The organism is Thermostichus vulcanus str. 'Rupite', assembly GCF_022848905.1.
Lineage (GTDB): Bacteria > Cyanobacteriota > Cyanobacteriia > Thermostichales > Thermostichaceae > Thermostichus > Thermostichus vulcanus_A.
On record NZ_JAFIRA010000054.1, the window covers coordinates 1 to 20009 of the forward strand.

The window sequence follows — 20009 nt, forward strand, 5'->3', positions numbered from 1 at the left end:
AGAAGCGTCGTGCCCAGTTGCAACAGGCGGGTAAATACCGAGCACTCAAGCGACTGGAGCGCAAAGAAGCCCGTTGGATGAGGGCAGTCAACCACACCGTTAGCCGCCGCATTGTACGGTTTGCCAAGGCGGTAAATGCGGATGTGTGGATGGAAGACCTCTCGGGTATCCGCCAATCCAGACAGAGCCAGAAGGCGCGTTCGGATGCCGGGAAATCGCGCCATACCTGGTCGTACTACGACTTGGAGTGGAAGACTGCCTACAAGCTAGAAATGGCGGGCAGAACCCTGCATAAACGTCCTGCTGCCTACACATCCAAAACCGACCACAGGACAGGATTGATCTGCTCCGCAGGGCCGGAGGCCATTGGGAAAAGGAGTGGGCATCTGTTCACCGGGCAGGACGGGTATTACTGTGATGCCGACTGGAATGCCGCAATGAACATTGCCCAGTGGGATGGATTCGCGTGTCCTCTGAGTCTAAAAGAAGCCGTATCTGTAATGGGTACGGTCGGCTCAGGGGATGGGGTAGTTGGCAATCCCCTGAACTCCCTCGTGCTCTGCACGGCACGGAGTGCTATGAATCCTCCACAGCTTCAAGCTGTGGGGAGCTAGAAGGGAGAATCCCCCGGTTTCTAACCGGGGGAGTGTCAACCTAGAGCCTTCCTAACTGGTCAGACAATGCAGGCGGGGTGAGGATCCCAGCTTCGCGGATGATTTGGAGATGGTTTCTTCATCCCCAGGGTCATGCTCAGCTTCGATGAGATCGAGATCCTGCAGAACCGCTTCACAGGAGGCATAGCGTTGATTGGGATCCGCTTCGGTCATCTTTTTCAGGAGGCGCCAGAGGGCGGGGGGCAAAGGGTACACCTGACACGAGGATTGACCGCTATGAGAAGGAGCTTGGCCGGTTAGCAGTTCCAGCGTCACTTGACCGAGAGCGTACAGATCGCTGTTGGGGCGGGGGTGGCCCTCGTATTGCTCCGGTGCGGCGTAGCCTTCGGTACCGATAAACAGGGAATAGGTGGGTTGTTCGCCAAACCAGACCGCAGCCCCAAAATCCACCAGGTTGTAGGTTGCGTGTTCCGGATCCCCAACCTGCAGGATATTGGCGGGTTTAATATCTCTGTGGATGATTCCTTCTTGGTGCAGATGGCTGAGGATGGCCAACATCTGCCGCAAAAAGGGGATCGCCTGCTGAGCCGTCCAGCGGACTCCTGGCCGCGCATCCAAAGGAGATCCCGGTAGGAACTGTTGCACCAAGTAGTGGTGTTGGTCTTGCTCAAAGTAGGCCAGTAGCTGCGGCAGGTGAGGATGGGATCCCACCCGTTCCAACATTTCGGCTTCCTGTTGAAAGCCCAGTAGAGCGGCTGAGAGGGTTTCCAGTTCTTGCCACGCGGAAAGAGGGGATCCCGCTTCACCCGATACCGTTATCGGGTTGAGTTGCTTCAAGACACACAGGGGCTTGCCAGGACGATGTTGATCCCGCACCAGATAGGTACAGCCAAACCCTCCACAACTGAAATTCTCTGCCACCCAATTCAAAGATGCTACGGAGATGCTTGAGCCCATTCCCTTCTCTTCCGGCTCAATTCAATCTTGATTCAATTCTGACCCGCCGAAACCCTAAAAATACTCCGCGAAATCGCGCAAAAACAGGAGAAAATCCTCTAGTTCGTGAGAATCACTCATGTGAAACATATTGAAATAACACTTGCGTGGCGCGAAAATACGGACATTCTGACAAGGGTTGCTTAACTAGCTGCTGGAGCGGGCCTGGCGGGCCAATTGGGTGAGAAAAGCCAAGGGTCGATGGTTGTGCAGCTGTTGCTTGACCCGTTGTTGCATCTCTTCTTCCTGCCAGGGATCCCCAGACTGCAGCCATTCCAGATAACTGAGACCCGCCACCCGTGTCAGAAAAGCCCCGCTCACCGCCTGCAGCGGGATCCCCATCAGGGCGAGTGGACTGGCCTTGAGGAAGGATCCCAGCGCCTGGGTGGCCAACTCCATCCCCCCCAACTGCACCAAAATTTGCGCCAAGCTTTGGGCTGCCTGTTGGGCCCGCTTCAGGGTGATGCGTCGATCAAAGGCTTGATGCAGCTCCCCGATCATGCGGGCTTGAATGGCTACACCGGCCACCACATCCAACGCTGGCATGGGTGTCACTGCTAACGCCGCCGCTGTTGCCCACTGCATCCGCTCGACGATTTGTCGTCCCCGTTGGCTACGTTCTTCCTGTAAGGCTTTTTGGGCAGCTTCCGTTAAGGTTTGGGTTTGCAGCAGCGCGTTGGCCAAGCGCAGATGGGATCCCTTTTGCTGCAGCAGATGGGCCATTTGGTGAATCAGGTTAGCGGTATCAGGTGATTGCGGCTCCCAGGTTTCCTGCCGGGATCCATCCGCAAAGCAATAGCGTACCTTCATGGGCTCGGGATCGGCAGCAATGGCCACCACCTGTTCAGGAGGAATCACGTCCGCAGTGCGTCGGCGCAGGTGGGCCAGGATCGTCTCCACTTCCTCCGGCAGCATCTGATCGGTCTTGTTGAGGGCCAAAATAGCCGGTTTACCCAGTTGCGCCAATTCGATTAATTCGGCATATTCCGAAGCCAGCAGATCTCCCGCCACCACCAAAATCAGCAGATCCGCCTTCTGGGCCAACGACCGAGCCTCAGCTTCCCCCGCCCCTCCAATCGCCAGCAACCCCGGCGTATCGGTAAGGGAAATAGAGCCCTTGAAGCCGGCCAGTTGATAGGTATGAATGGATCCCTGTTGGGTGGTGCCTAACGTGGGGGCGGTTTCGCCCACAGGCTGACCCAGCAACGCATTGATCAAGGAGGTTTTCCCGGCAGAGCTGGTGCCAAAGACAACCAAGTGCAACTCCTGCTGGCTGAGACGCTGATCAATTTCCTGAATCTTGGCCCGCAGAGCGCGGCGGCTGATGTCATCCTGTAGCTTCTGGATCAGGCGATCCGCATTCTCCAGATCCGATTGCACCTGATCCGGCGTGAGTTTGACCCGTCGCAGCGGTTTGTGCTTTTGGGTTGAAGCCGTTGGTTGCTGGCGAGCCTGTTGCCACCAATTTCGTGCCGAGAGCCCCGCTGCTGCCGTCCCGCCAAGGATCCCGAGCACTGCCAGATCGGCCAGGGGTACAGAGTAGGGAGCAACCGCACCGTAGATCCCGCCGACCCATTGCACATACTGGCTGAGGGCTGCTAAACCCAACCCTGCCAACAACCACACCCAAGTGGAGCGCGACAACACCATCCCAACCCACAGCTTGCCCGAAGGATCCCGTGGCTGCTGGGCCATTTGGAACACCAGCACCTGTAGCGAACCGTATCCGCATTCGCTTCTATAGCATAGGGTCTGCTGTAGCCGGGTACACGTTTTTGTCTAAGTTCGAGGGACAATTCGACGAAAAACAGGGATCCCTCTTCAATTCGGGCAAGCCAACCAGGCCAGGGATCCCTGTGACCCTCTGCAGCCACGGGGTGAAGTTTCCCGCAAACCTACCTCAATCCATTCCCCCCCACAACCGCCAGCGGATCCAGCGGTGCGGGCAGAAATTCTCCACCGCGATAGTCTAGGAGCTGCACCAACAGCAAATAGCCCACCCCCAACGCAATCGCTAGGATCCCTGTGGCAATCGCCACCCATTTGGGCCGTTCCATGATCGCTCTCCTTGCTAAACCGCTGGATCTTTCTAGATCTATCTAGATCTATGATGCGTGAAACCCTACTGAGGTGGGATCAACACGGCATCGATGACGTGGATGATGCCATTGGAGGCTTCGATGTCCGCGACAACCACGTTGGAATCATTGATGCGGATCTGTCCCCCCTCAATCGTGACCGTTACTGGGGATCCCTCTAAAGTGGTAACCTGCTGGCCGGAGCTGAGGGCACTGGAGGGAGCTAAGCCAGACACCACATGGTAAGTGAGAATGCGCACCAGTTCCGCTTGGTTCTCCGGCAACAGCAGCGACTCAACCGTACCCGCAGGTAAAGCCGCAAAGGCAGCATTGGTGGGCGCAAACACGGTAAAAGGTCCCTCCGCCTGTAGGGCACCCACCAGGTCAGCCGCCTGTAAAGCTGCCACCAAGGTGCTGAAGTCAGGATTACCGGAGGCGATGGTAACAATATCTTGAGGTGCAGGGGTGGGAGACACCGTCGGGCTGGGCTGAGGCGGAGAAATCGCTGTTTCACTCGAACCAGAGCCACAGGCAACCAGCGTCAGGCTGGCCAAGGCCACCAAACCCAGTAAGAAAAATTTACGAACAGACATCATAGTTAATAAATTGAAAAGCTACCGCTTGATCCTATTGGGCCTACCGTGGCAGTCGGCAGGGGGCAGAAGAGAAACTCCCAGGTACCTGTTGCCGCACAATTGGCTGCCCCAAAGCTCCAAAAACAGGCGATATGGTAGTGGTGTGACGGGCTTGGCAGGTTGAGAGATTGAACGATGAACGGGATCCCTCCGTGGTTACGGCAAATTCGCCGTTGGTTGCCGTGGGTAGCCTTGCTGCTGGTACTGGTGGTCATCGGTTACTGGGTCGGCCCCAGGCCCAGGCCCTATGAACGGGAGCCGGAGCTGCCCACCCTTGACGCTCTGCCTCAACATCCCCGCATTCGGGTGGAGTTTAACCACAGCCGCGAGAGCACCTATCGGGATCCCTATCGACAGATCTATCGCTACGGCTACAACTTAGAAGAGCTGATTGTGTCCCAGATCCGCTCTGCCCAAAGTTCAGTTGATATTGCCGTTCAAGAATTAAACCTGCCTCTGATCGCCCAAGCGTTGGTGGAGCGCCGTCAAGCGGGAATCCCGGTGCGTTTTATCACCGAAAACACCTATGTACGGGCCTGGCATGAGCTGACCCCCGCCCAAGTGCAGGCGCTAGACGAGCGCAGCCGCGGCAAATTTGAAGAGTACCGCAACCTGGTGGATGTGAACCGGGATGGCCGCTTTTCTGAAGAGGAAATTGCCACGCGGGATATCTATGCTGTGTTGGATCGGGGTAATGTGCCCTGGCTGGATGATACCGCCGACGGCTCCAAGGGGAGTGGCCTGATGCACCACAAGTTTGTCGTCATCGACGGGCAAAAGGTATTGATGGGATCCGCCAATTTCACCCTCTCCGATATCCACGGTGATTTTGACTCTCCCGGTAGTGTCGGCAATGCCAATCATATGGTGCTGTTGGAAAGCCCAGAGCTAGCTCGCATTTATACCGACGAATTCAACACCATGTGGGGGGATGGCCCTGGAGGATTGCCCGATAGCCAGTTTGGGGTGCAAAAGCCCAGACGACCTTTAGAAACCGTCTATATTGCCGATGCGATCGTGGGCGTGCATTTTTCTCCCACCAGCCGCTCCTTACCCTACGAAGCCACCTCCAACGGCATCATCGCCGCCACCCTAGCCCAAGCGCAGCAACAGATTGATCTGGCCCTATTTGTCTTTACGGATCAAGGCATTGCCAACCAGATGAAGCAACTGCGGCGGGAGCGCAACGTGGAGATTCGCGGGGTGTTCGATCCTGGTTTTGCCTTTCGGGATTACAGCCGCACGCTAGAGATGTGGGGCCTGCTGCTCCCCAGTGAAAATTGCACGGTGGATCCCGTGCGTTTGCCCTGGACTCTGCCGGCCCAATCGGTGGGAGTGCCAAACTTAGCTCGTACCGATAAACTGCACCACAAGTTCGGCATTATCGACCCCGGTACTGCCAATGCCACCGTCATCACCGGATCCCACAACTGGTCGGTGGCGGCTAACCACACCAACGATGAGAACCTGCTGATTATCCGCAATCGCGTGGTTGTGGATAATTTCGTGCGCGAGTTCGACCGTTTAATTACAGATGCTCGCTTTGGCCCCAGCCGCCGCCTACAACAACGGGTTGAAGAGAGATCCCGTCTGTGCCCCAACCCCATTCCCGCCACCGCTTCCTTGCCTGAACCGGATCTCGAAGGGGTGGAAGTGGAAGTGATTGAGGTTAGTCAAGATTCACCGCTCGCCCCGGCTGCTGCAACTACGCCCACCCAATCAGCAGCAACCATCCGCATCAACGTGAATACCGCCAGTGCTGCCGAACTGGAACAACTGCCTGGGGTTGGCCCTGCCCTTGCCCAGCGCATCATCGAGGCCCGTCCCTTTACCTCTCTAGAAGACTTGCAACGGGTCAATGGTATCGGCCCAACCCGACTGGAACAATTACGGGATCGAGTCAGTTGGTGAAGCCTTAACCCTCAAAACAGCAAGGTGCTAGGGTGCTCCGCACCGCTGTCGCGAAGGAGATTAATTTCGTGCTAGGTGACTAGTGGTCGCGCTAGCGTGGCCTTGGCGCAAAGGGCTGTAAATCGGATGGAATCGGATGGATGCTTCGCATATCTCAAGGCTCACCCATTCTGTAGGAGTTTGACCGATGGAAGATCTATCTCAACCAAGCACAACCTCTAGCAAGCGGCGGTCTTGGCTCAAGCTTGCTGTTAGCGTGGGTGTGGCTATTGTTGTCTTTTGGGTGGCACGTCAATTGGGAGTGTTTGGAGCTGTGCAGAGCTTTTTTACCGATGCTCTAGCCTGGATCGAAGGATTGGGGCCACTGGGGCCGATCATCTTCATTGGCATCTACATTGTGGCAACGGTGCTGTTTCTACCGGCTTCGGTGTTGACCTTGGGAGCAGGGGCCGTGTTCGGGGTGCTGGCTGGGGCTGTGTATGTGGTGATCGGGGCAACGATCGGGGCGAATTTGGCCTTTTTGATCGGACGCTACTTGGCGCGGGAACGGGTGGCCAAGTGGATTGCTGGCAATGCGAAGTTTGCGGCTATTGATCGGGCAGTGGGGCGTGAGGGATGGAAAATGGTCGGGTTGATTCGTTTGTCGCCGGCCTTTCCCTTTAATGTGCTCAACTATGCCCTTGGTCTGACCCAAGTTTCTTTTTTGGATAATGTGGTGGGCACGGCGGGGATTGTACCGGGCACGTTTATGTACGTGTACATTGGCTCGTTGGCGGGATCCCTGGCCAATATGGGCAGTTCCCAGTTGGATCCGCAAGTACAAGCTGCCCAATGGGTGATTCGCATCCTTGGGTTGATCGCGACCGTCGCCGTGACGGTTTATGTCACTCGCATTGCCCGCCAAGCCTTACAAGAGGTGGTGGAGCCTGCGTGAAGGGATCCCACCGACCCACACCTGCTGAGAGATTCTGGAGATCGGGTGTCACAGGGCCAGGGGAATGAGAAAATAAAGCACCTGTCCACCTTTTTTCACCATGAGCTTCGATTACGACCTGATCATCATTGGCGCGGGCGTTGGCGGACATGGCGCGGCCCTCCATGCTGTCGAATGCGGCCTGAAAACGGCCATTATCGAATCCGCAGAACTGGGGGGAACCTGCATCAATCGCGGCTGTATCCCGTCCAAAGCTCTGTTGGCGGTAGCCGGTCGCTTGCGAGAACTGCAACACAGTGCTGAACTGGGCATTCAGGTGGGATCCATCCAATTTGACCGGGGGGCAATTGCAGCCCATGCGGCAAGGGTGGTGGAGAAAATCCGCTCTGATATGACCCGCTCCCTCGAGAAATTGGGCGTAACGATCTTGCGGGGACAGGGCAAGTTGCTCTCCGGCCAAACGGTTGAGGTGCAAGGAGCAAGTGGATCCCAAACCTACACCGCCCAAAATGTGATCATCGCCACCGGCTCCCAGCCCTTTATCCCCCCTGGCATTCAAACCGACGGCAAGACCGTCTTTACCAGTGATGAAGCGGTGCGGCTGGAGTGGATCCCGGCCAAGCTGGCAATCATCGGCAGTGGCTACATCGGCCAGGAATTTGCGGATGTCTATACTGCCCTTGGATCGGAGGTGATCCTAATCGAGGCGCTAGATACCCTGATGCCGGCATTTGACCCAGACATTGCTCGTCTAGCACAACGGGTGCTGATCAAACCCCGCCCCATTCAAACACGGGTAGGGGTGCTGGCCAAGCAGGTGATCCCTGGCAAGCCGGTGACCCTGCACCTGTCTACTGGGGAAACCCTTGCTGTGGACGGCTGTTTGGTGGCTGCCGGACGGATCCCGGTGGCGCGCGAGTTGGGGTTGGCGGAGTTGGGGATCGATATTGGTAAACGGGGCTTTATTCCCGTTGATAGTCGCATGGCCACGGACTTACCCCACCTGTGGGCGATTGGCGATGTTACGGGCAAGATGATGCTGGCCCATACGGCAGCGGCTCAGGGGATTGTAGCAGTAGAAAACATCTGTGGCCGCACCACCTACATGGATTACTTGAGCATTCCGGCGGCGGTGTTTACCCACCCGGAAATGGGATTTGTCGGGTTGACGGAACCCCAAGCTAAAGAGGAGGGCTACAGCGTTGGCACCGTGCGCACCTATTTTGGCGGTAATTCCAAAGCCATTGCCTCCGGAGAAACCGACGGTATGGTGAAGCTGGTCTTCGATAAGGCCACCGGACAGCTACTGGGATCCCATATTTTTGGCGCCCATGCGGCCGATTTAATTCACGAAGCCGCTCAAGCGATTGCCCGCCGAGCCAGTGTCCAAGAGTTGGCCACCTTGGTGCATGTCCACCCCACCCTGGCGGAAACCCTGGACGAAGCCTACAAGCGGGCGGCCCACAGTTTGGTTAACTCCTCGGTTGAATCTTAGGCCGGATCTCAGCCGGATCTAGCCCGATCTAGTAACCCAATCTAAACAGTGACCTAGGTTATCCCACTGCCTGGCACAGGGTTTCCAGCATCGCCTGTTCCTGGAAAGCCAGCTCCTGAATCGCCTGTTGATACACCTGGGCGGGAGAGGATCCCTGGTTGACCTGTTGCAACCAGCGCTGGGCCTCGTTGCCCTGTTTCAGCAGCGTCTGGAGCGGAGCCAAAAAGCAACCAAACCCCTGCGGTTGACCGATGCGCCAAGCCTCTGTGAGCAGCTCTTCGATCCACTCTTGCGCCACCCGTTCGCGGCCCTTTTGCCAGTCGATCAGGGTTGCGTGTAGAGAGTGTCGGGCAGCGGCTTGCTCATTCTGATCACAAAGAGTCTCCAGTTCCATCGGAGTAAATGCGCCCCGCAAGGGATCCAATGCCTCCGGATCTGCCAGCAACTGCAACAGTCGTGCCTCGATCAACGCCGTAATCGCCAGGATCATCACTGGATCCCCCACCAAATCACAGATGCGCAGCTCCGCCCGGTTCAGGTGATAGGGGCGTTCCGGGCCATTGGGGCGCACAGCAGCCCAGAGGTGACGGACATTCTGCATGGTGCCCAGGGCCAACTGCTCCTGCATCCAGGTAATGTAATGGGCGTGATCTCGAAAGAGGGGTACCTGGGCCGGGGTCTTGGGAAACACCTGCCAGCGACTGGAATGGGATCCCGTCACTTGCCCATCCAGAAACGGGGAGGAAGCACTCAGGGCTAGATAGAGGGGAGCCTCCACCCGCAACAGACGACAGGCGCGGAAGATGGACTCGGTATCTGGCAAGCCGACATTGATGTGAATGCTGGCGGTGACCACCTGGGTGCCGTAGGTGCGCTCGATATAGTCGTGGTAGGGGTTGTCCGGATCGGAACGCTCGAAGTGGTCAGCACCTCCCAAAGCCAAGGTGCTTCCCGGCAACAGGGTGTAGGGGCCAAGGCTGCACAAAAATTGCCGTAACTGCGCCCGCGGCTGCAACAAGGCACAGATTAAATCTTCGTAGCGACGCAGAGGAGGGGTAATATACTCAACATTACGCCGATCCGGTTCCCGCACAAACCCCGGCAGGGCCTGGCAGATCCGATCCGACAAGCCCACCACTTCCCCGGTGGCAGTACCAGTGTACATTTCCACCTCAAAGCCCTTGGTCAGTAGCACAGGCAAGCCTCCAGCCGCAGCCTCAACAGTGTAACCTTTCTCCTCTTCCTTATTTTTGTGTGATTTTGTGGGGGATCCCGGTTCGTGTGATTTATGTCTGCCTTTAGAGACCCCCCAGCCACAGGGATCCCCTCTGTATGATCAACACATGATTGCCCATGGATGATCACCTCAACCGTTCCACAGCCATCTTAGGGATCCCCGGTGTACTTCAGCGTTATCATTCCTACCTACAACCGCCGCCCCATCCTGGAGCACTGTTTGCGGGCTTTAGCCCAGCAGCAGCCCGGCCCTTACCTCGGCTATGAAGTGGTGGTGGTGGATGACGGCTCTAGCGATGGCACCGTGGAATGGCTGCAAACAAACCCAGTTGGGTTACCCAACCTCAAGCTACTGTGTCAAGAGCACCGAGGCCCTGCTGCCGCCCGTAACCTCGGGTTCCGCCATGCTCAGGGATCCGTGATCATCTTCATCGATAGCGACCTGGTGGTGGTAGAGCATTTCTTGGCCAGCCATGCCCAGATGTTGCAGCAGCAAGGGGTGACGGGGGATCCCAACCATGCCCATGAGGGGAAGGTATTTACCTACGGGCGGGTGATCAACACCAGCAATTTTCAGGATCCCCGTTCTGAGCCCTTCAAACCGACAGATTTCTCGGCAGCCTTTTTTGCCACTGGCAACGTCGCCATTGCCCGTCATTGGTTGCAGTTGGCGGCAGAGACCTCAGCCGGCCCTTTTGACGAACGCTTTCAACTGTACGGCTGGGAGGATCTGGAGTTGGGGGTACGCCTGAAACGCTTGGGCCTGAAGCTGGTGAAATGTCCACAGGCGGCGGGCTATCACTGGCACCCCCCTTTTGAGCTGAAGCAGATCCCTAGCTTGATCGAGCGGGAACGGCAACGGGGCCGCATGGGGATCCTCTTTTACCAAAAACACCCCACTTGGGAAGTGCGCCTGATGATCCAGATGACCCCTCTGCACCAACTGCTCTGGGGGGTGTTGTCGCTGGGGGGATGGCTCAACGAAAAACGGGTAGAACCCTTGCTACGCTGGCTGATCGAGCAGGGTCGCCCGCAACTGGCCCTGGAGCTGTGCCGGGTGTTTTTCTTGAATTGGTACAACGTGCTGGCGGTGTATGAAGGCTACAGAGAAATGAAGGAGCGAAACAACGGGATCCACTCCGCTTGAGCTGCCAACAGAGTGGGATAAGTTAGGTGGCCATAGTCTTGGCCAGGGATCAACGGTTGGCTCAGCTCAGGATCTTCAGGACTGAGAGGTTCCCAGACGGCACCTGCCCCCTTGACAATCGCCCACACCGCCGCAACATCCCAAATTTTCGGGGATCGCTCCACCGCTCCCAAAAGGGTGCCGCAAGCCACCGACAGCATATTGTAGGCAGCCCCTCCCAGCATGCGTGCTTTACAGGGAAATTGTGGGCTGATCCAATGGCTGCTACGGGAGCAAAAATTGAACAATTGGTTGGGGCCGGGGTGGGCCTTGCTGGGACGAATTGGTTGGGGATGGACGGGATCCTGGTCGTGGCGGGTGAGAAACGCGGCTGGCCCCGGATCGATGTCGGACTGGGGGTAGTAGCCATGAAAGGTTTGGCGGATCGGCGGCAAATGCACACAGCCGAACACCGGTAAACCGTGGTGCAACAACGCCAGAGAACTGCCCCAAATCGGGATCCCGCGAGCAAAATTGGTGGTGCCATCCAGGGGATCCACCACCCAACACCACTCGGTCTCCGGGAAGATGTGGTTCGCTTCCTCGCTCAGGTAGCCATGCCCCGGAAAAGTCGCGGCAATCGCCTTCTGAAAGGCGTGATCCGCCCATTCATCGGAGGGAGTTACCAAGCTCCCATCCGCTTTTTCACTGGGTTGAGCCTGACCAAAATCCGCCAACAGCTGGGATCCCACAGTGGCCGTGATCTGCAAGGCAAATTCGGTGACCTCAAGCCAGAAGGGAGATAAAGCTGGCGGGGCGGTTGCAGAAGGAGAGTTCATGCCCCAATCCTAACTCTTTCAAGGACACAAGCATTGTTGCGGGAAACCCGCACAAGGGTTGTAAGCTGACTAGAACTAGAATCGTAGTTGAGCTATCAACGGCTAGCCGCCCTCCTTCATGAACCAACGCCTGATTGGGCAACTGATTGGCAACCGCTACCGACTGACCTACCACGTCAGCGAAGGGGGCTATGGCAATGTGTTCAAAGCTGTGGATACCCAACTGGATGATGAGCTGGTGGCTGTGAAGTTGTTGCGCCCGCCTCCACCCGATATGGGCCCGGAGTATTACCAGCAACTCCAGCAACGCTTCATGGATGAAGCCCGGGTGAGTGCTTTGTTGGGGGAACATCCCAACATTGTGCAGGTACGCTCCTATGGAATGTATCAAAACCAGCCTTATCTGGTGATGGAGTACTTGAATGCCAAACCTTACACTGGCCAGGGTTTGGACTATATTTTAACGCGAGAAGGCCCCCTACACCCGGTAAGGGTTGTGAACCTAGCCCTACAGATTTGTTCAGCCCTCCACCACGCCCACAACTTTCAAATGGACTTGGGCAAACACTCCATCCGGGGGGTGATTCACCGGGATATCAAACCCAGCAATATCTTTGTGCAGAAGGGGCCGGATGGAAAGGAGCGCATCAAAATCCTCGACTTTGGTATCTCCAAACTAATGGGGGAAACCGCTCGTGGCCTGACCCAAACCGGCTACTTTCTGGGCACGATGGTCTATGCGTCACCGGAGCAAATGCGCGGAGAAAAACTGGATGCCCGCTCTGATATTTATTCACTGGGGTTGCTGCTGTACGAATTGTTGACTGGAGTACTGCCCTTTGAGCCGGATACCGACAGTTTGCAGGGCTGGTACCATGTCCACAATTTTCAAAAACCCCGACCTTTTCGGGAGCACAAGCTGTCCCACCGCATTCCGGATGCGCTGGAAAAGGTGATTTTCAGTTGTCTGGAAAAAGATCCGGCTCTCAGACCCCCCAACATGGAGGTGGTCAGCCAGCAGTTGCGGGCGGTCTACAGCGATAAAGTGGCCTCCTCTACCGCTCCGGATCGCTCTGCTCCACCGCAAAGTCATCGACCGCAACGGATCCCGACTGGATTTGGCCAACAGGTTACCCAACAGCCGATGGGTCGGGTCGCCCCCAAACCGCAAACCGATGAGGGGAATCTACAACGGGCGGTGCATTTAATCGAAGAAGGGGAGTACAAAATGGCGGTGCATCTCCTGAACGAGATGATCTCCTTGGCCCCCAACGAAGCTCGCTACTACCTTTACCGCGCTCTGGCCCACCAGCGACAAGGGCATTGGGGGCTGGCGCAAATGGACTATCAGGGAGTGTTGCGGCTAGAACCGGACAACCTCTCGGCAGAACAGGGCCTGCGGGAGGTGGAACAGCAAGTCGGACAGGAATATTTCAACAGCAAGTCTGGATCCCGTATTCTCAATACGCCGCGCCTAAGCAAAGGGCTGGCTTTGGGTTGGCTGGTAGCTAATTTTGCTGCAGCTGCGCTCGGTTATCTGGGGGTAGGAGCCTTGATTCGGCTTCTGGGAGTCCTAGGAACAGCAGCCAGTGGTTTGGCTGGTGCTGGGATCGGTTTGGTGATCGGTTTGCTGCAGTGGGTGGTGTTGCGACAACGGGTTTCTCCCTGGTGGATAGGCGCAACTGGACTGGGAACGGCCTTGGGGTGGGTGGGTGCCGAGTTTTTGGCCCCGCTACTGGGAATGGATATCCTCGACTGGATTGTGGTGGATCCCTTGCCTCAACGTGCTGTGCTGGCGATGAGCAGTATAACTCGTGGTTTGCTGATCGGGATCGGGGTGGGGGGATTACAGTGGGCGTTGCTGTCTCAGCACTGGAAGGGCACCTGGGCCTGGATCTTGGCCACAATTGCAGAAGGGGGGCTATCAGCATTACTGCTGGGTTGGCTATTGTCTAGCCTTGGGCTTAACAGTTGGGTAGTGTTGGGGATGGGTCTGCTGGCGAATACACGTCCCCTCAGCGCAATGATGCTGTTGAATTTGCACCGGATCCCTGCTGCCCAACGCAAGGAAACTCATCAAAAAAATACAGCTCCCTAGCCCAGCTCGGATCCCACTCAAAACAATCGCCGACCTAAGTAGAATCTGGACTGCCTGAGACTGGACTCAATACAGACTTGAGACACCCTTGAAAAACAAAAAGACCCCCATCGAGAGTCTTTTTGGAGATTCTATTGCGCCGTTTTACCGTGGTTTTCGACCTGGAGAATCCAGTTTAGGATATCGGGGATGATTCTTGATAGTTTCCAAACTGAATTTGGCCTACTGCTCTCACATCCACAACCCATCCTAATTGTCGAAAGGTATAGATCAGAAAAACATAACGGCAGTCACCAACGCCACAGAATCCTTCACCGATCATACCTCATTCCTCCGGCTGTCAAAGATGGGATCCCTTGCGGATGATGAATGGATTCAAGGATTTCACCGACCCTTCAGGCTAGGATAAGTGGGAATGTAACTCCTTCCCGACAATGCTCGACTCTTTGCTGGACAACATCTACGGCGCTTGGTTCATGCCTGAGCGTACTTTCCGGGCCCTACGGGAACAGCCCGTTCTTTGGCAAGCCTTTGTGGTGGTGGGGTTGCTGAACAGTCTGGATGCCGTTCGCCGCACCGGAGCAAGTTTACCAGGAATGATATTGGCCGTGTTGATGGGGGCCTTGGGCTGGGTTACCTTGACAGCTTTGTTGCAGCTGCTGGCCTTTTGTTTTGGACGGTCCGCTCCCTCTTTTGCAGCGCTGCTCTGTCTGACAGGGTTTGCCGGTTTGCCCTGGCTTTTGTTGGGGCCAGCTCAGTCTTTGGGAGGTGTGGCGGGATCCCTTTTGGGTTTGGTAGCTCTGTTGTGGTTTGTGGTTTGGCAGGTACGGGCGGCGGCGGTTGCACTGGATCTGGAGTGGTGGCGCCTGGTGGGCTTGATCCCGTTGACTTTCCTAGGGGGAATCTTAGCCCTCAGCTGGTTGACCAGTGGCATCGTGGCTTTGGCATCCTTGAGCTAGAGTGGGATGCTTGAAGCTCCTAATCAAGGCTCCTCGCAGTCTGAACACCGTAAAAAACCCTAAAAAACGGCAATAACAACTCAACTAACTGGGCACCCGCTGCAGTTGGGGTTGCTCTTCCGGTACAATTGCCCCTTCTATCGGACAGACTTGTAAACAAATGCCGCAGTCGATGCAGGTGGCAAACTCGATCCAAAAGTAGTCGGTGCCTTTGGCGTTTTTGGTGTCTCCGGGATGAATGCAGGCTACTGGGCAAGCCTCTACACAATCGGCAATGCCTTCACAGATATCGGTGACGATTGTATGCGGCATGGATCCCTCCTTCTTAACCATTCCAAACCGGTTGCTTTGCTCATCTGCTTTGCGCATTGCTTGCCCATCCTTTGTGGATCGCAGATGGCTTCGTCATTTTAGGTCAAAACTTGGCTCCCGATGAGTGGGATCCGGGAGCGATTCAGGGCTGTTGATCGGAAGAAAAAACCACAGGATGAGTTAAACCTCTTTGGGATCCCGTTCCTGAGACTGCCACCAATGGCTGAGGGGCCAGTAAAGAGCCGGCGCCCATAGGCTACTTAAGATGGCCGAGGTCAGGGCATTGCGTTGGTGATTCCACCAAATGCTTTCTAGAGAGCGGGGGCCGTCGCCACTAATGGTGCCGGAGGGCTGAATTGGGTTCCACAATCCATCCAGAAATGTTTCCATTCCCGTCAAGCTCATGCCATCGGATCCCTGCCAAACGGAGGTCGTCAACAGCATCCATTGCAGAGCCATCAGGGTTTCGGCAATCACCACCATGCCAAAGACAATCAAGGCAACTGAGATAAAGTCTTCCTGCATGTAGCGTTGTTTTTGCAATCGAGCTGTTAGGATCCCGACCACTGCCAATCCCAGAGCATGGGTAGGGCGCGGGCTAGTGAGGGCATCCTGTAACAGACCCAAGGTGATCCCGGCTACTGCTCCCTGCCAAGGGTTGCGCCGTACACTCCAACACACCACCCAAATCAACGGCCAATCGGGGGTTAGCCCGGCCAGTTCTAGACCCGGCCCCCGCCACCAGGGAGCGACAACAGCCAACAGCCCGGTTAAGGCCGTCACCAGCCCGTTGAGGTAGTACTTAAGGTTGAGCAGTAGGGGATTGAGCATAGCTGTAGATCAACCCCCACTCTAGGAGGCCCAGTGGTGCTGACAGTTCGACGGTGGCTTGCGGGGCAGGGCTGGCATCCAAATTCACGGCTCGAATGGTTCCCACCACCACTCCCGCAGGATAGAAGCTGCTTAGGCCAGAGGTGACTACCACATCCCCAACCTCCACCTTAGGATCCTTATCGAAAAACTCCAAAATGGCGTTTTGGGTGCCGGTGCCTCGCATCACACCCATATGACGGCTACGACTGACCATGACCCCAACTCGGCTGGTGGGATCGCTGATTAGCAATACACGGCTGGTATTGGGGGTAACCGACTCCACCCGCCCAATCAACCCGCCGGGAGCCATCACCACATCCCCGACCTTCACCCCCTGCTGTCTGCCTCGGCTCAGGGTTAGCTGTTGCCACCAATGGTCGGCGCTACGACCCACCACCGCTGCCGGGATCCCGCTTTGGGGCATTTGCTCGGTAAATTGCAGCAGTCGCTTCAGCTCGCGGTTTTGATATTGCAACTCGGCAACCAGGGCCTGTAACTCGCGGGTAGCTGCTTGGTTCAATACCACAGACGGATCGACAGGCGGGCGGGCGGGGGTGGTAATCCAGCTGTAGAGCTCCACCAACAGGGATCCCTGGGTTTGGCGCAATCCCAAGGCAACCCCCACTGCTAGGGCAGACAAGAGCAACCCTAGGCCATAGTGCATCCACCACTGGCGTAGCCGATTCAAGCGATACCCCTTCGACCCACTCGACTCACACTTAAAACAGGGATCCCCCTGAACTGGGGGTTAGCCTTTGAAGCTGCTGCTCAGCACTCGACCCAAGGTTTTGAAATCCTCCAGAACCCGGCCCGTACCCAACACCACACAACTGAGGGGATCTGCGGCAATATGAACCAGGATCCCGGTTTCATGACTGATCAGGGCATCCAAGCCCTTCAACAAAGCCCCTCCCCCTGCCAACATAATGCCCCGATCGATGATATCTGCCGCCAATTCCGGTGGGGTACGTTCCAGAGTGCGCTTAATCGCTTCCACGATCACCGAGAGGGGCTCCGCCATACTCTCACGAATTTCGGTGCTTTTTACCGTGACAGTACGGGGCAAGCCTGAGAGGAGATGCAAGCCGCGCACTTCCATGGTCAGCTCCTCTTGAATCGGGTAGGCGGAACCGATTTGAATTTTGATCTCCTCGGCGGTGCGCTCCCCGATCGTGAGGTTATGAACTTTTTTCATGTACTGGGCAATGGCCTCGCTGAGTTCATCCCCGGCCACCCGCACCGACTCACTCAGCACGATCCCCTGCAAACTGAGCACCGCCACCTCAGTGGTGCCGCCACCGATATCGATAATCATGTTGCCGGTAGCTTCCTGCACGGGCAAGCCTGCCCCAATCGCCGCCGCCACAGGTTCATCTACCAAATACACTTCCCGGGATCCCGCTTGTAGAGCAGCTTCCATCACCGCCCGCCGTTCCACCCCGGTCACTCCGCTGGGGATCCCGATGACAATACGGGGAGCAATGAGATAGCGGCCTTCGTGAACGCGATGGATGAAGTGTTTCAGCATCATCTCCGCCGTGTCGAAGTCAGCAATCACCCCATCCCGCAAAGGACGCACCGCCACAATGTTGCCGGGTGTACGACCCAACATCTTTTTGGCATCTTCTCCGACGGCAAGGGGTTGCTTAGTGTTTTGGTCGATGGCGACGACAGAGGGCTCCTGTAGGACGATACCCCGGCCAGCCACATAGACTAGCGTGTTGGCAGTGCCCAAATCGATGCCCATGTCACGGGAGAATCGGCTGAATAGCCCCACAGTCTGTTACTCCAATCGTTCTTGGTGAAGAAGCGGTAAGTCTTGGTACCTACTATAGTGCAACTAGTGCAACCGGTAGTCCAACTGGTTCAACCCCACCGGTTCGCGAAAATCAACTCACAGTTGACAGGCTTGGCGACTACGCTCCAGTTCCGGTTCAATCCAAGACAGCGCAAAATGGCTCACACAAGGCAATTGGGGTAATTGACGGGCTAGCTCTCCCATCTGCACTTCTAAAGTCGGGCGTTGTCGTTGGGGTTGTCCCCACAATCCAGCAATGGCTGGGCAGACAAAGGTGTGGGGAGAGGCCGCCGCTAAGACTCGCTCCACCTGCTCTACTACACAAGAGGCATCCTCACATTTGGCATAGGCCATCGGGTGCCATTCCATATTCGGGTCAAAGCGATCCCAGGGTTGGAGACGGGAGTCGAATCCTGCTCCCACCGCTTGGTTGCCATCCGGGAAAAAGACCGCGCCTGCTGGGATCCCACGGCTTCGGGCCAGGTCAGCCGCCTGGTTCAGATACTCCAGTACCCCATGGCGAGCAAAGTCAACGCTAAGGAACCACAGCTCCTTCTGCCAGCGTTCCTGTCGGGTTGCTGCGTCAGGGGTAGGGGTAGGAGAGGGGGTGGGATCCACCTCTTCCAGTTGTGCTTCAAGGAGTATCTCCCTCTGCTCCCGTTCAGGCTCCGGCTCTGCTGAGGGTTCTAAGGCTTCCAGCAATGAGATCCCTGCCCAATCCGGTTTGGGATCCCCTGGCCAGCGCCAGCGGGGCTCTTCGCCATAGAGGGTATCCAACTGCAACACATCCGTCACAGTCACATATCCCTGAGCCAAATAGCGCTCCAACAACGCTCGACCTGCCAGATTTTCTGCCAAATCCAGGTAGGCTTGCCGGGCAGCTTCCCCATAAATCCACAAATCCTTGACGCCAGTGGCTAGACTGGCTCCCCCCGATCCGCGCGGATAGCGAATGTAGTCGAAGAGGATCCCGTCCGGTTGTCGGTGTAGGAGTTGCTCAATTAACCCGGCAAAATCCTGTCGAGCCAGCGGGTGAAAGGGATCCACAAAAACCTCACCCGGGCTTCCCAAGTCCTCCGAAAGGGCTGTGGCTGGATCCAAGACAGTGGTAATGCCACGACCATTGCGGGCCAGCGCCACCTGTCGATCCGCTCGTTGCCCGTAACTGTAGCCAAAGTTGAGGGAAAATACCCAAGCGTAGGCCGATAAACCCCGCTGTCGTGCGGCTCTGAGGGCTAACTCCAAGAGATCGGTATTGGGTTGAAGGCTGGGCCAAATTCCTACCCCGCCCGGAAAATCCGACTGGGGCAAAATGGAGCGGCCATCGTAAAAGGTTTCGATGAAGACGCGGTTGTACCCCAAATTCACCACTTGGTCAAACACCTGATCCAACACCCCCGTATTGGCATCACAAGGATGAAGACGCACCCAAATGGCTTGGATCTGGGGCCAACGTTGACTACGACAGGCCATCAAGGCGGCTCGATGATCCGCCAAGATTTGCGTGTAATCCGCCCAGGCGCGGTCGGATTGGTGGGCCTGTTGGCGCAGTTGCGCTTTGCGAGCCACCTCTGCGGCAGGTTGCTGGCAAAAAGCGTTGAGGCTAGCTGTGGCCAGGGATTCCAGTTCTTGCTGGGGAATGACTTGAGGACTCTCTCGTGGCGGGGAACTGGCATTCTGACCAAAGTTCTGAAGAAGGGAATGGCCCGGCCCAAACAACTGCGCATGAGCCGTGCACCCCAAAAGCAACAGCACCCCACTCAGCAGCGCCCCGATCGCCTTAGCGGTGCAGAGCACTTTCCAGCGGATCCCTTGTTTTTTCCGCAACCCCAACACTCTCAGCCTCCATAAATGGCTCCAATCATAGTCAGGGGGCAGGGAGTTTGTCTGTGGGTATGGGCGCAAACCTCAGAACATCGGCCAGCATCCGATGAATCTGTTCAAAATCGAGAACTGTCCCAAATGTTTTACCAACGGCTTACGAAAAGCAGCGTAAAGCCCCCGGTTTCTAACCGGGGGATATAAGCGCACAGGCTGAATTTATTCAGCAACAGAAATAGTACATACAATAGTCCCCATGAAACGGGTCACCACCACACTCAAGC

At 56.4% G+C, this 20009-nt stretch carries 18 protein-coding genes and 1 other RNA gene; 7 read left to right on the forward strand and 12 right to left on the reverse strand.

Annotated features, from left to right (window positions below):
* Nucleotides 1-614: zinc ribbon domain-containing protein (locus JX360_RS15295; RefSeq protein WP_244352641.1), on the forward strand; the 614-nt coding region annotated here is incomplete at its 5' end.
* A 51-nt stretch (nt 615-665) separates the two neighbouring features.
* Here the strand turns inward: JX360_RS15295 and JX360_RS15300 are convergent.
* The 4 genes from JX360_RS15300 to JX360_RS15315 all read right to left on the reverse strand — a co-directional run bounded on the left by JX360_RS15300 (nt 666) and on the right by JX360_RS15315 (nt 4281).
* Nucleotides 666-1571: a serine/threonine protein kinase gene (locus JX360_RS15300; RefSeq protein ID WP_244352643.1), complete on the reverse strand. Its 906-nt coding sequence runs from the start codon at nt 1569-1571 to the stop codon at nt 666-668.
* A gap of 186 nt (nt 1572-1757) precedes the next feature.
* Entirely contained in the window at nt 1758-3305 is a 1548-nt protein-coding gene (locus JX360_RS15305; RefSeq protein ID WP_244352648.1) for a GTP-binding protein, read from the reverse strand.
* A 200-nt stretch (nt 3306-3505) separates the two neighbouring features.
* Nucleotides 3506-3667 carry a hypothetical protein gene (locus JX360_RS15310; protein ID WP_244352649.1) on the reverse strand — a complete coding sequence of 54 codons (162 nt, stop codon included), beginning with the start codon at nt 3665-3667 and terminating at the stop codon, nt 3506-3508.
* A gap of 65 nt (nt 3668-3732) precedes the next feature.
* Nucleotides 3733-4281, reverse strand: a complete 549-nt coding sequence (locus JX360_RS15315; protein ID WP_244352650.1) for a fasciclin domain-containing protein — start codon at nt 4279-4281, stop codon at nt 3733-3735.
* Nucleotides 4282-4458: 177 nt separating this feature from the next.
* On the opposite strand from JX360_RS15315, the gene JX360_RS15320 reads away from it, so the two are divergent.
* The 3 genes from JX360_RS15320 to lpdA all read left to right on the forward strand — a co-directional run bounded on the left by JX360_RS15320 (nt 4459) and on the right by lpdA (nt 8663).
* Complete coding sequence (locus tag JX360_RS15320; RefSeq protein WP_244352652.1) at nt 4459-6234, forward strand: phospholipase D-like domain-containing protein; 1776 nt, start codon at nt 4459-4461, stop codon at nt 6232-6234.
* A gap of 187 nt (nt 6235-6421) precedes the next feature.
* A complete protein-coding gene (locus tag JX360_RS15325; RefSeq protein WP_244352653.1) occupies nt 6422-7168 on the forward strand; it encodes a TVP38/TMEM64 family protein in 747 nt (248 codons plus the stop codon).
* Between the two features lie 100 nt (nt 7169-7268).
* Nucleotides 7269-8663, forward strand: coding sequence for a dihydrolipoyl dehydrogenase (lpdA, locus tag JX360_RS15330; protein ID WP_244352654.1), 1395 nt, complete (start codon nt 7269-7271; stop codon nt 8661-8663).
* Between the two features lie 58 nt (nt 8664-8721).
* On the opposite strand, the gene gshA is transcribed toward lpdA, so the two are convergent.
* On the reverse strand, nt 8722-9858 hold the full coding sequence (gene gshA, locus JX360_RS15335; RefSeq protein ID WP_244352655.1) for a glutamate--cysteine ligase: 1137 nt from the start codon (nt 9856-9858) through the stop codon (nt 8722-8724).
* Nucleotides 9859-10062: 204 nt separating this feature from the next.
* Between gshA and JX360_RS15340 the strand changes: the two genes are divergently transcribed.
* Nucleotides 10063-11046, forward strand: coding sequence for a glycosyltransferase family 2 protein (locus JX360_RS15340; protein WP_244352657.1), 984 nt, complete (start codon nt 10063-10065; stop codon nt 11044-11046).
* On the opposite strand, the gene JX360_RS15345 is transcribed toward JX360_RS15340, so the two are convergent.
* Complete coding sequence (locus JX360_RS15345) at nt 11001-11864, reverse strand: inositol monophosphatase family protein (RefSeq protein WP_244352659.1); 864 nt, start codon at nt 11862-11864, stop codon at nt 11001-11003. The two genes, JX360_RS15340 and JX360_RS15345, sit on opposite strands and share 46 nt — an antisense overlap.
* Nucleotides 11865-11982: 118 nt before the next feature.
* On the opposite strand from JX360_RS15345, the gene JX360_RS15350 reads away from it, so the two are divergent.
* The gene (locus tag JX360_RS15350; RefSeq protein WP_244352666.1) at nt 11983-13962 is read left to right on the forward strand and encodes a protein kinase domain-containing protein; all 1980 of its coding nucleotides are present in this window, start codon (nt 11983-11985) and stop codon (nt 13960-13962) included.
* Between the two features lie 124 nt (nt 13963-14086).
* Here JX360_RS15350 and ssrS read toward each other — a convergent pair.
* Nucleotides 14087-14273: non-coding RNA, 6S RNA (gene ssrS, locus JX360_RS15355), on the reverse strand.
* A gap of 123 nt (nt 14274-14396) precedes the next feature.
* Here ssrS and JX360_RS15360 point away from each other — a divergent pair.
* On the forward strand, nt 14397-14921 hold the full coding sequence (locus JX360_RS15360; RefSeq protein WP_244352668.1) for a YIP1 family protein: 525 nt from the start codon (nt 14397-14399) through the stop codon (nt 14919-14921).
* A gap of 84 nt (nt 14922-15005) precedes the next feature.
* Here the strand turns inward: JX360_RS15360 and JX360_RS15365 are convergent, their stop codons facing one another.
* The 5 genes from JX360_RS15365 to JX360_RS15385 all read right to left on the reverse strand — a co-directional run bounded on the left by JX360_RS15365 (nt 15006) and on the right by JX360_RS15385 (nt 19740).
* Nucleotides 15006-15233, reverse strand: a complete 228-nt coding sequence (locus JX360_RS15365) for an indolepyruvate ferredoxin oxidoreductase subunit alpha (RefSeq protein ID WP_244352670.1) — start codon at nt 15231-15233, stop codon at nt 15006-15008.
* A gap of 180 nt (nt 15234-15413) precedes the next feature.
* Complete coding sequence (mreD, locus tag JX360_RS15370) at nt 15414-16064, reverse strand: rod shape-determining protein MreD (protein ID WP_244352677.1); 651 nt, start codon at nt 16062-16064, stop codon at nt 15414-15416.
* Nucleotides 16036-16794, reverse strand: coding sequence for a rod shape-determining protein MreC (gene mreC / locus JX360_RS15375; protein WP_244352679.1), 759 nt, complete (start codon nt 16792-16794; stop codon nt 16036-16038). Before mreC ends, mreD begins: the two co-directional genes overlap by 29 nt.
* Nucleotides 16795-16854: 60 nt before the next feature.
* Nucleotides 16855-17883: a rod shape-determining protein gene (locus JX360_RS15380; RefSeq protein ID WP_328286040.1), complete on the reverse strand. Its 1029-nt coding sequence runs from the start codon at nt 17881-17883 to the stop codon at nt 16855-16857.
* 117 nt (nt 17884-18000) lie between these two features.
* The gene (locus JX360_RS15385) at nt 18001-19740 is read right to left on the reverse strand and encodes a glycoside hydrolase family protein (RefSeq protein ID WP_244352681.1); all 1740 of its coding nucleotides are present in this window, start codon (nt 19738-19740) and stop codon (nt 18001-18003) included.
* Nucleotides 19741-20009 lie beyond the last annotated feature (269 nt).

Bases quoted from the DNA above. Each gene is read 5' to 3' on its own strand.
- JX360_RS15300 (WP_244352643.1), bottom strand. From the start codon at position 1,571: ATGGGCTCAAGCATCTCCGTAGCATCTTTGAATTGGGTGGCAGAGAAT.
- JX360_RS15305 (WP_244352648.1), bottom strand. From the start codon at position 3,305: ATGGCCCAGCAGCCACGGGATCCTTCGGGCAAGCTGTGGGTTGGGATG.
- JX360_RS15310 (WP_244352649.1), bottom strand. From the start codon at position 3,667: ATGGAACGGCCCAAATGGGTGGCGATTGCCACAGGGATCCTAGCGATT.
- JX360_RS15315 (WP_244352650.1), bottom strand. From the start codon at position 4,281: ATGTCTGTTCGTAAATTTTTCTTACTGGGTTTGGTGGCCTTGGCCAGC.
- JX360_RS15320 (WP_244352652.1), top strand. From the start codon at position 4,459: ATGAACGGGATCCCTCCGTGGTTACGGCAAATTCGCCGTTGGTTGCCG.
- JX360_RS15325 (WP_244352653.1), top strand. From the start codon at position 6,422: ATGGAAGATCTATCTCAACCAAGCACAACCTCTAGCAAGCGGCGGTCT.
- lpdA (WP_244352654.1), top strand. From the start codon at position 7,269: ATGAGCTTCGATTACGACCTGATCATCATTGGCGCGGGCGTTGGCGGA.
- JX360_RS15345 (WP_244352659.1), bottom strand. From the start codon at position 11,864: ATGAACTCTCCTTCTGCAACCGCCCCGCCAGCTTTATCTCCCTTCTGG.
- JX360_RS15350 (WP_244352666.1), top strand. From the start codon at position 11,983: ATGAACCAACGCCTGATTGGGCAACTGATTGGCAACCGCTACCGACTG.
- JX360_RS15360 (WP_244352668.1), top strand. From the start codon at position 14,397: ATGCTCGACTCTTTGCTGGACAACATCTACGGCGCTTGGTTCATGCCT.
- JX360_RS15365 (WP_244352670.1), bottom strand. From the start codon at position 15,233: ATGCCGCATACAATCGTCACCGATATCTGTGAAGGCATTGCCGATTGT.
- mreD (WP_244352677.1), bottom strand. From the start codon at position 16,064: ATGCTCAATCCCCTACTGCTCAACCTTAAGTACTACCTCAACGGGCTG.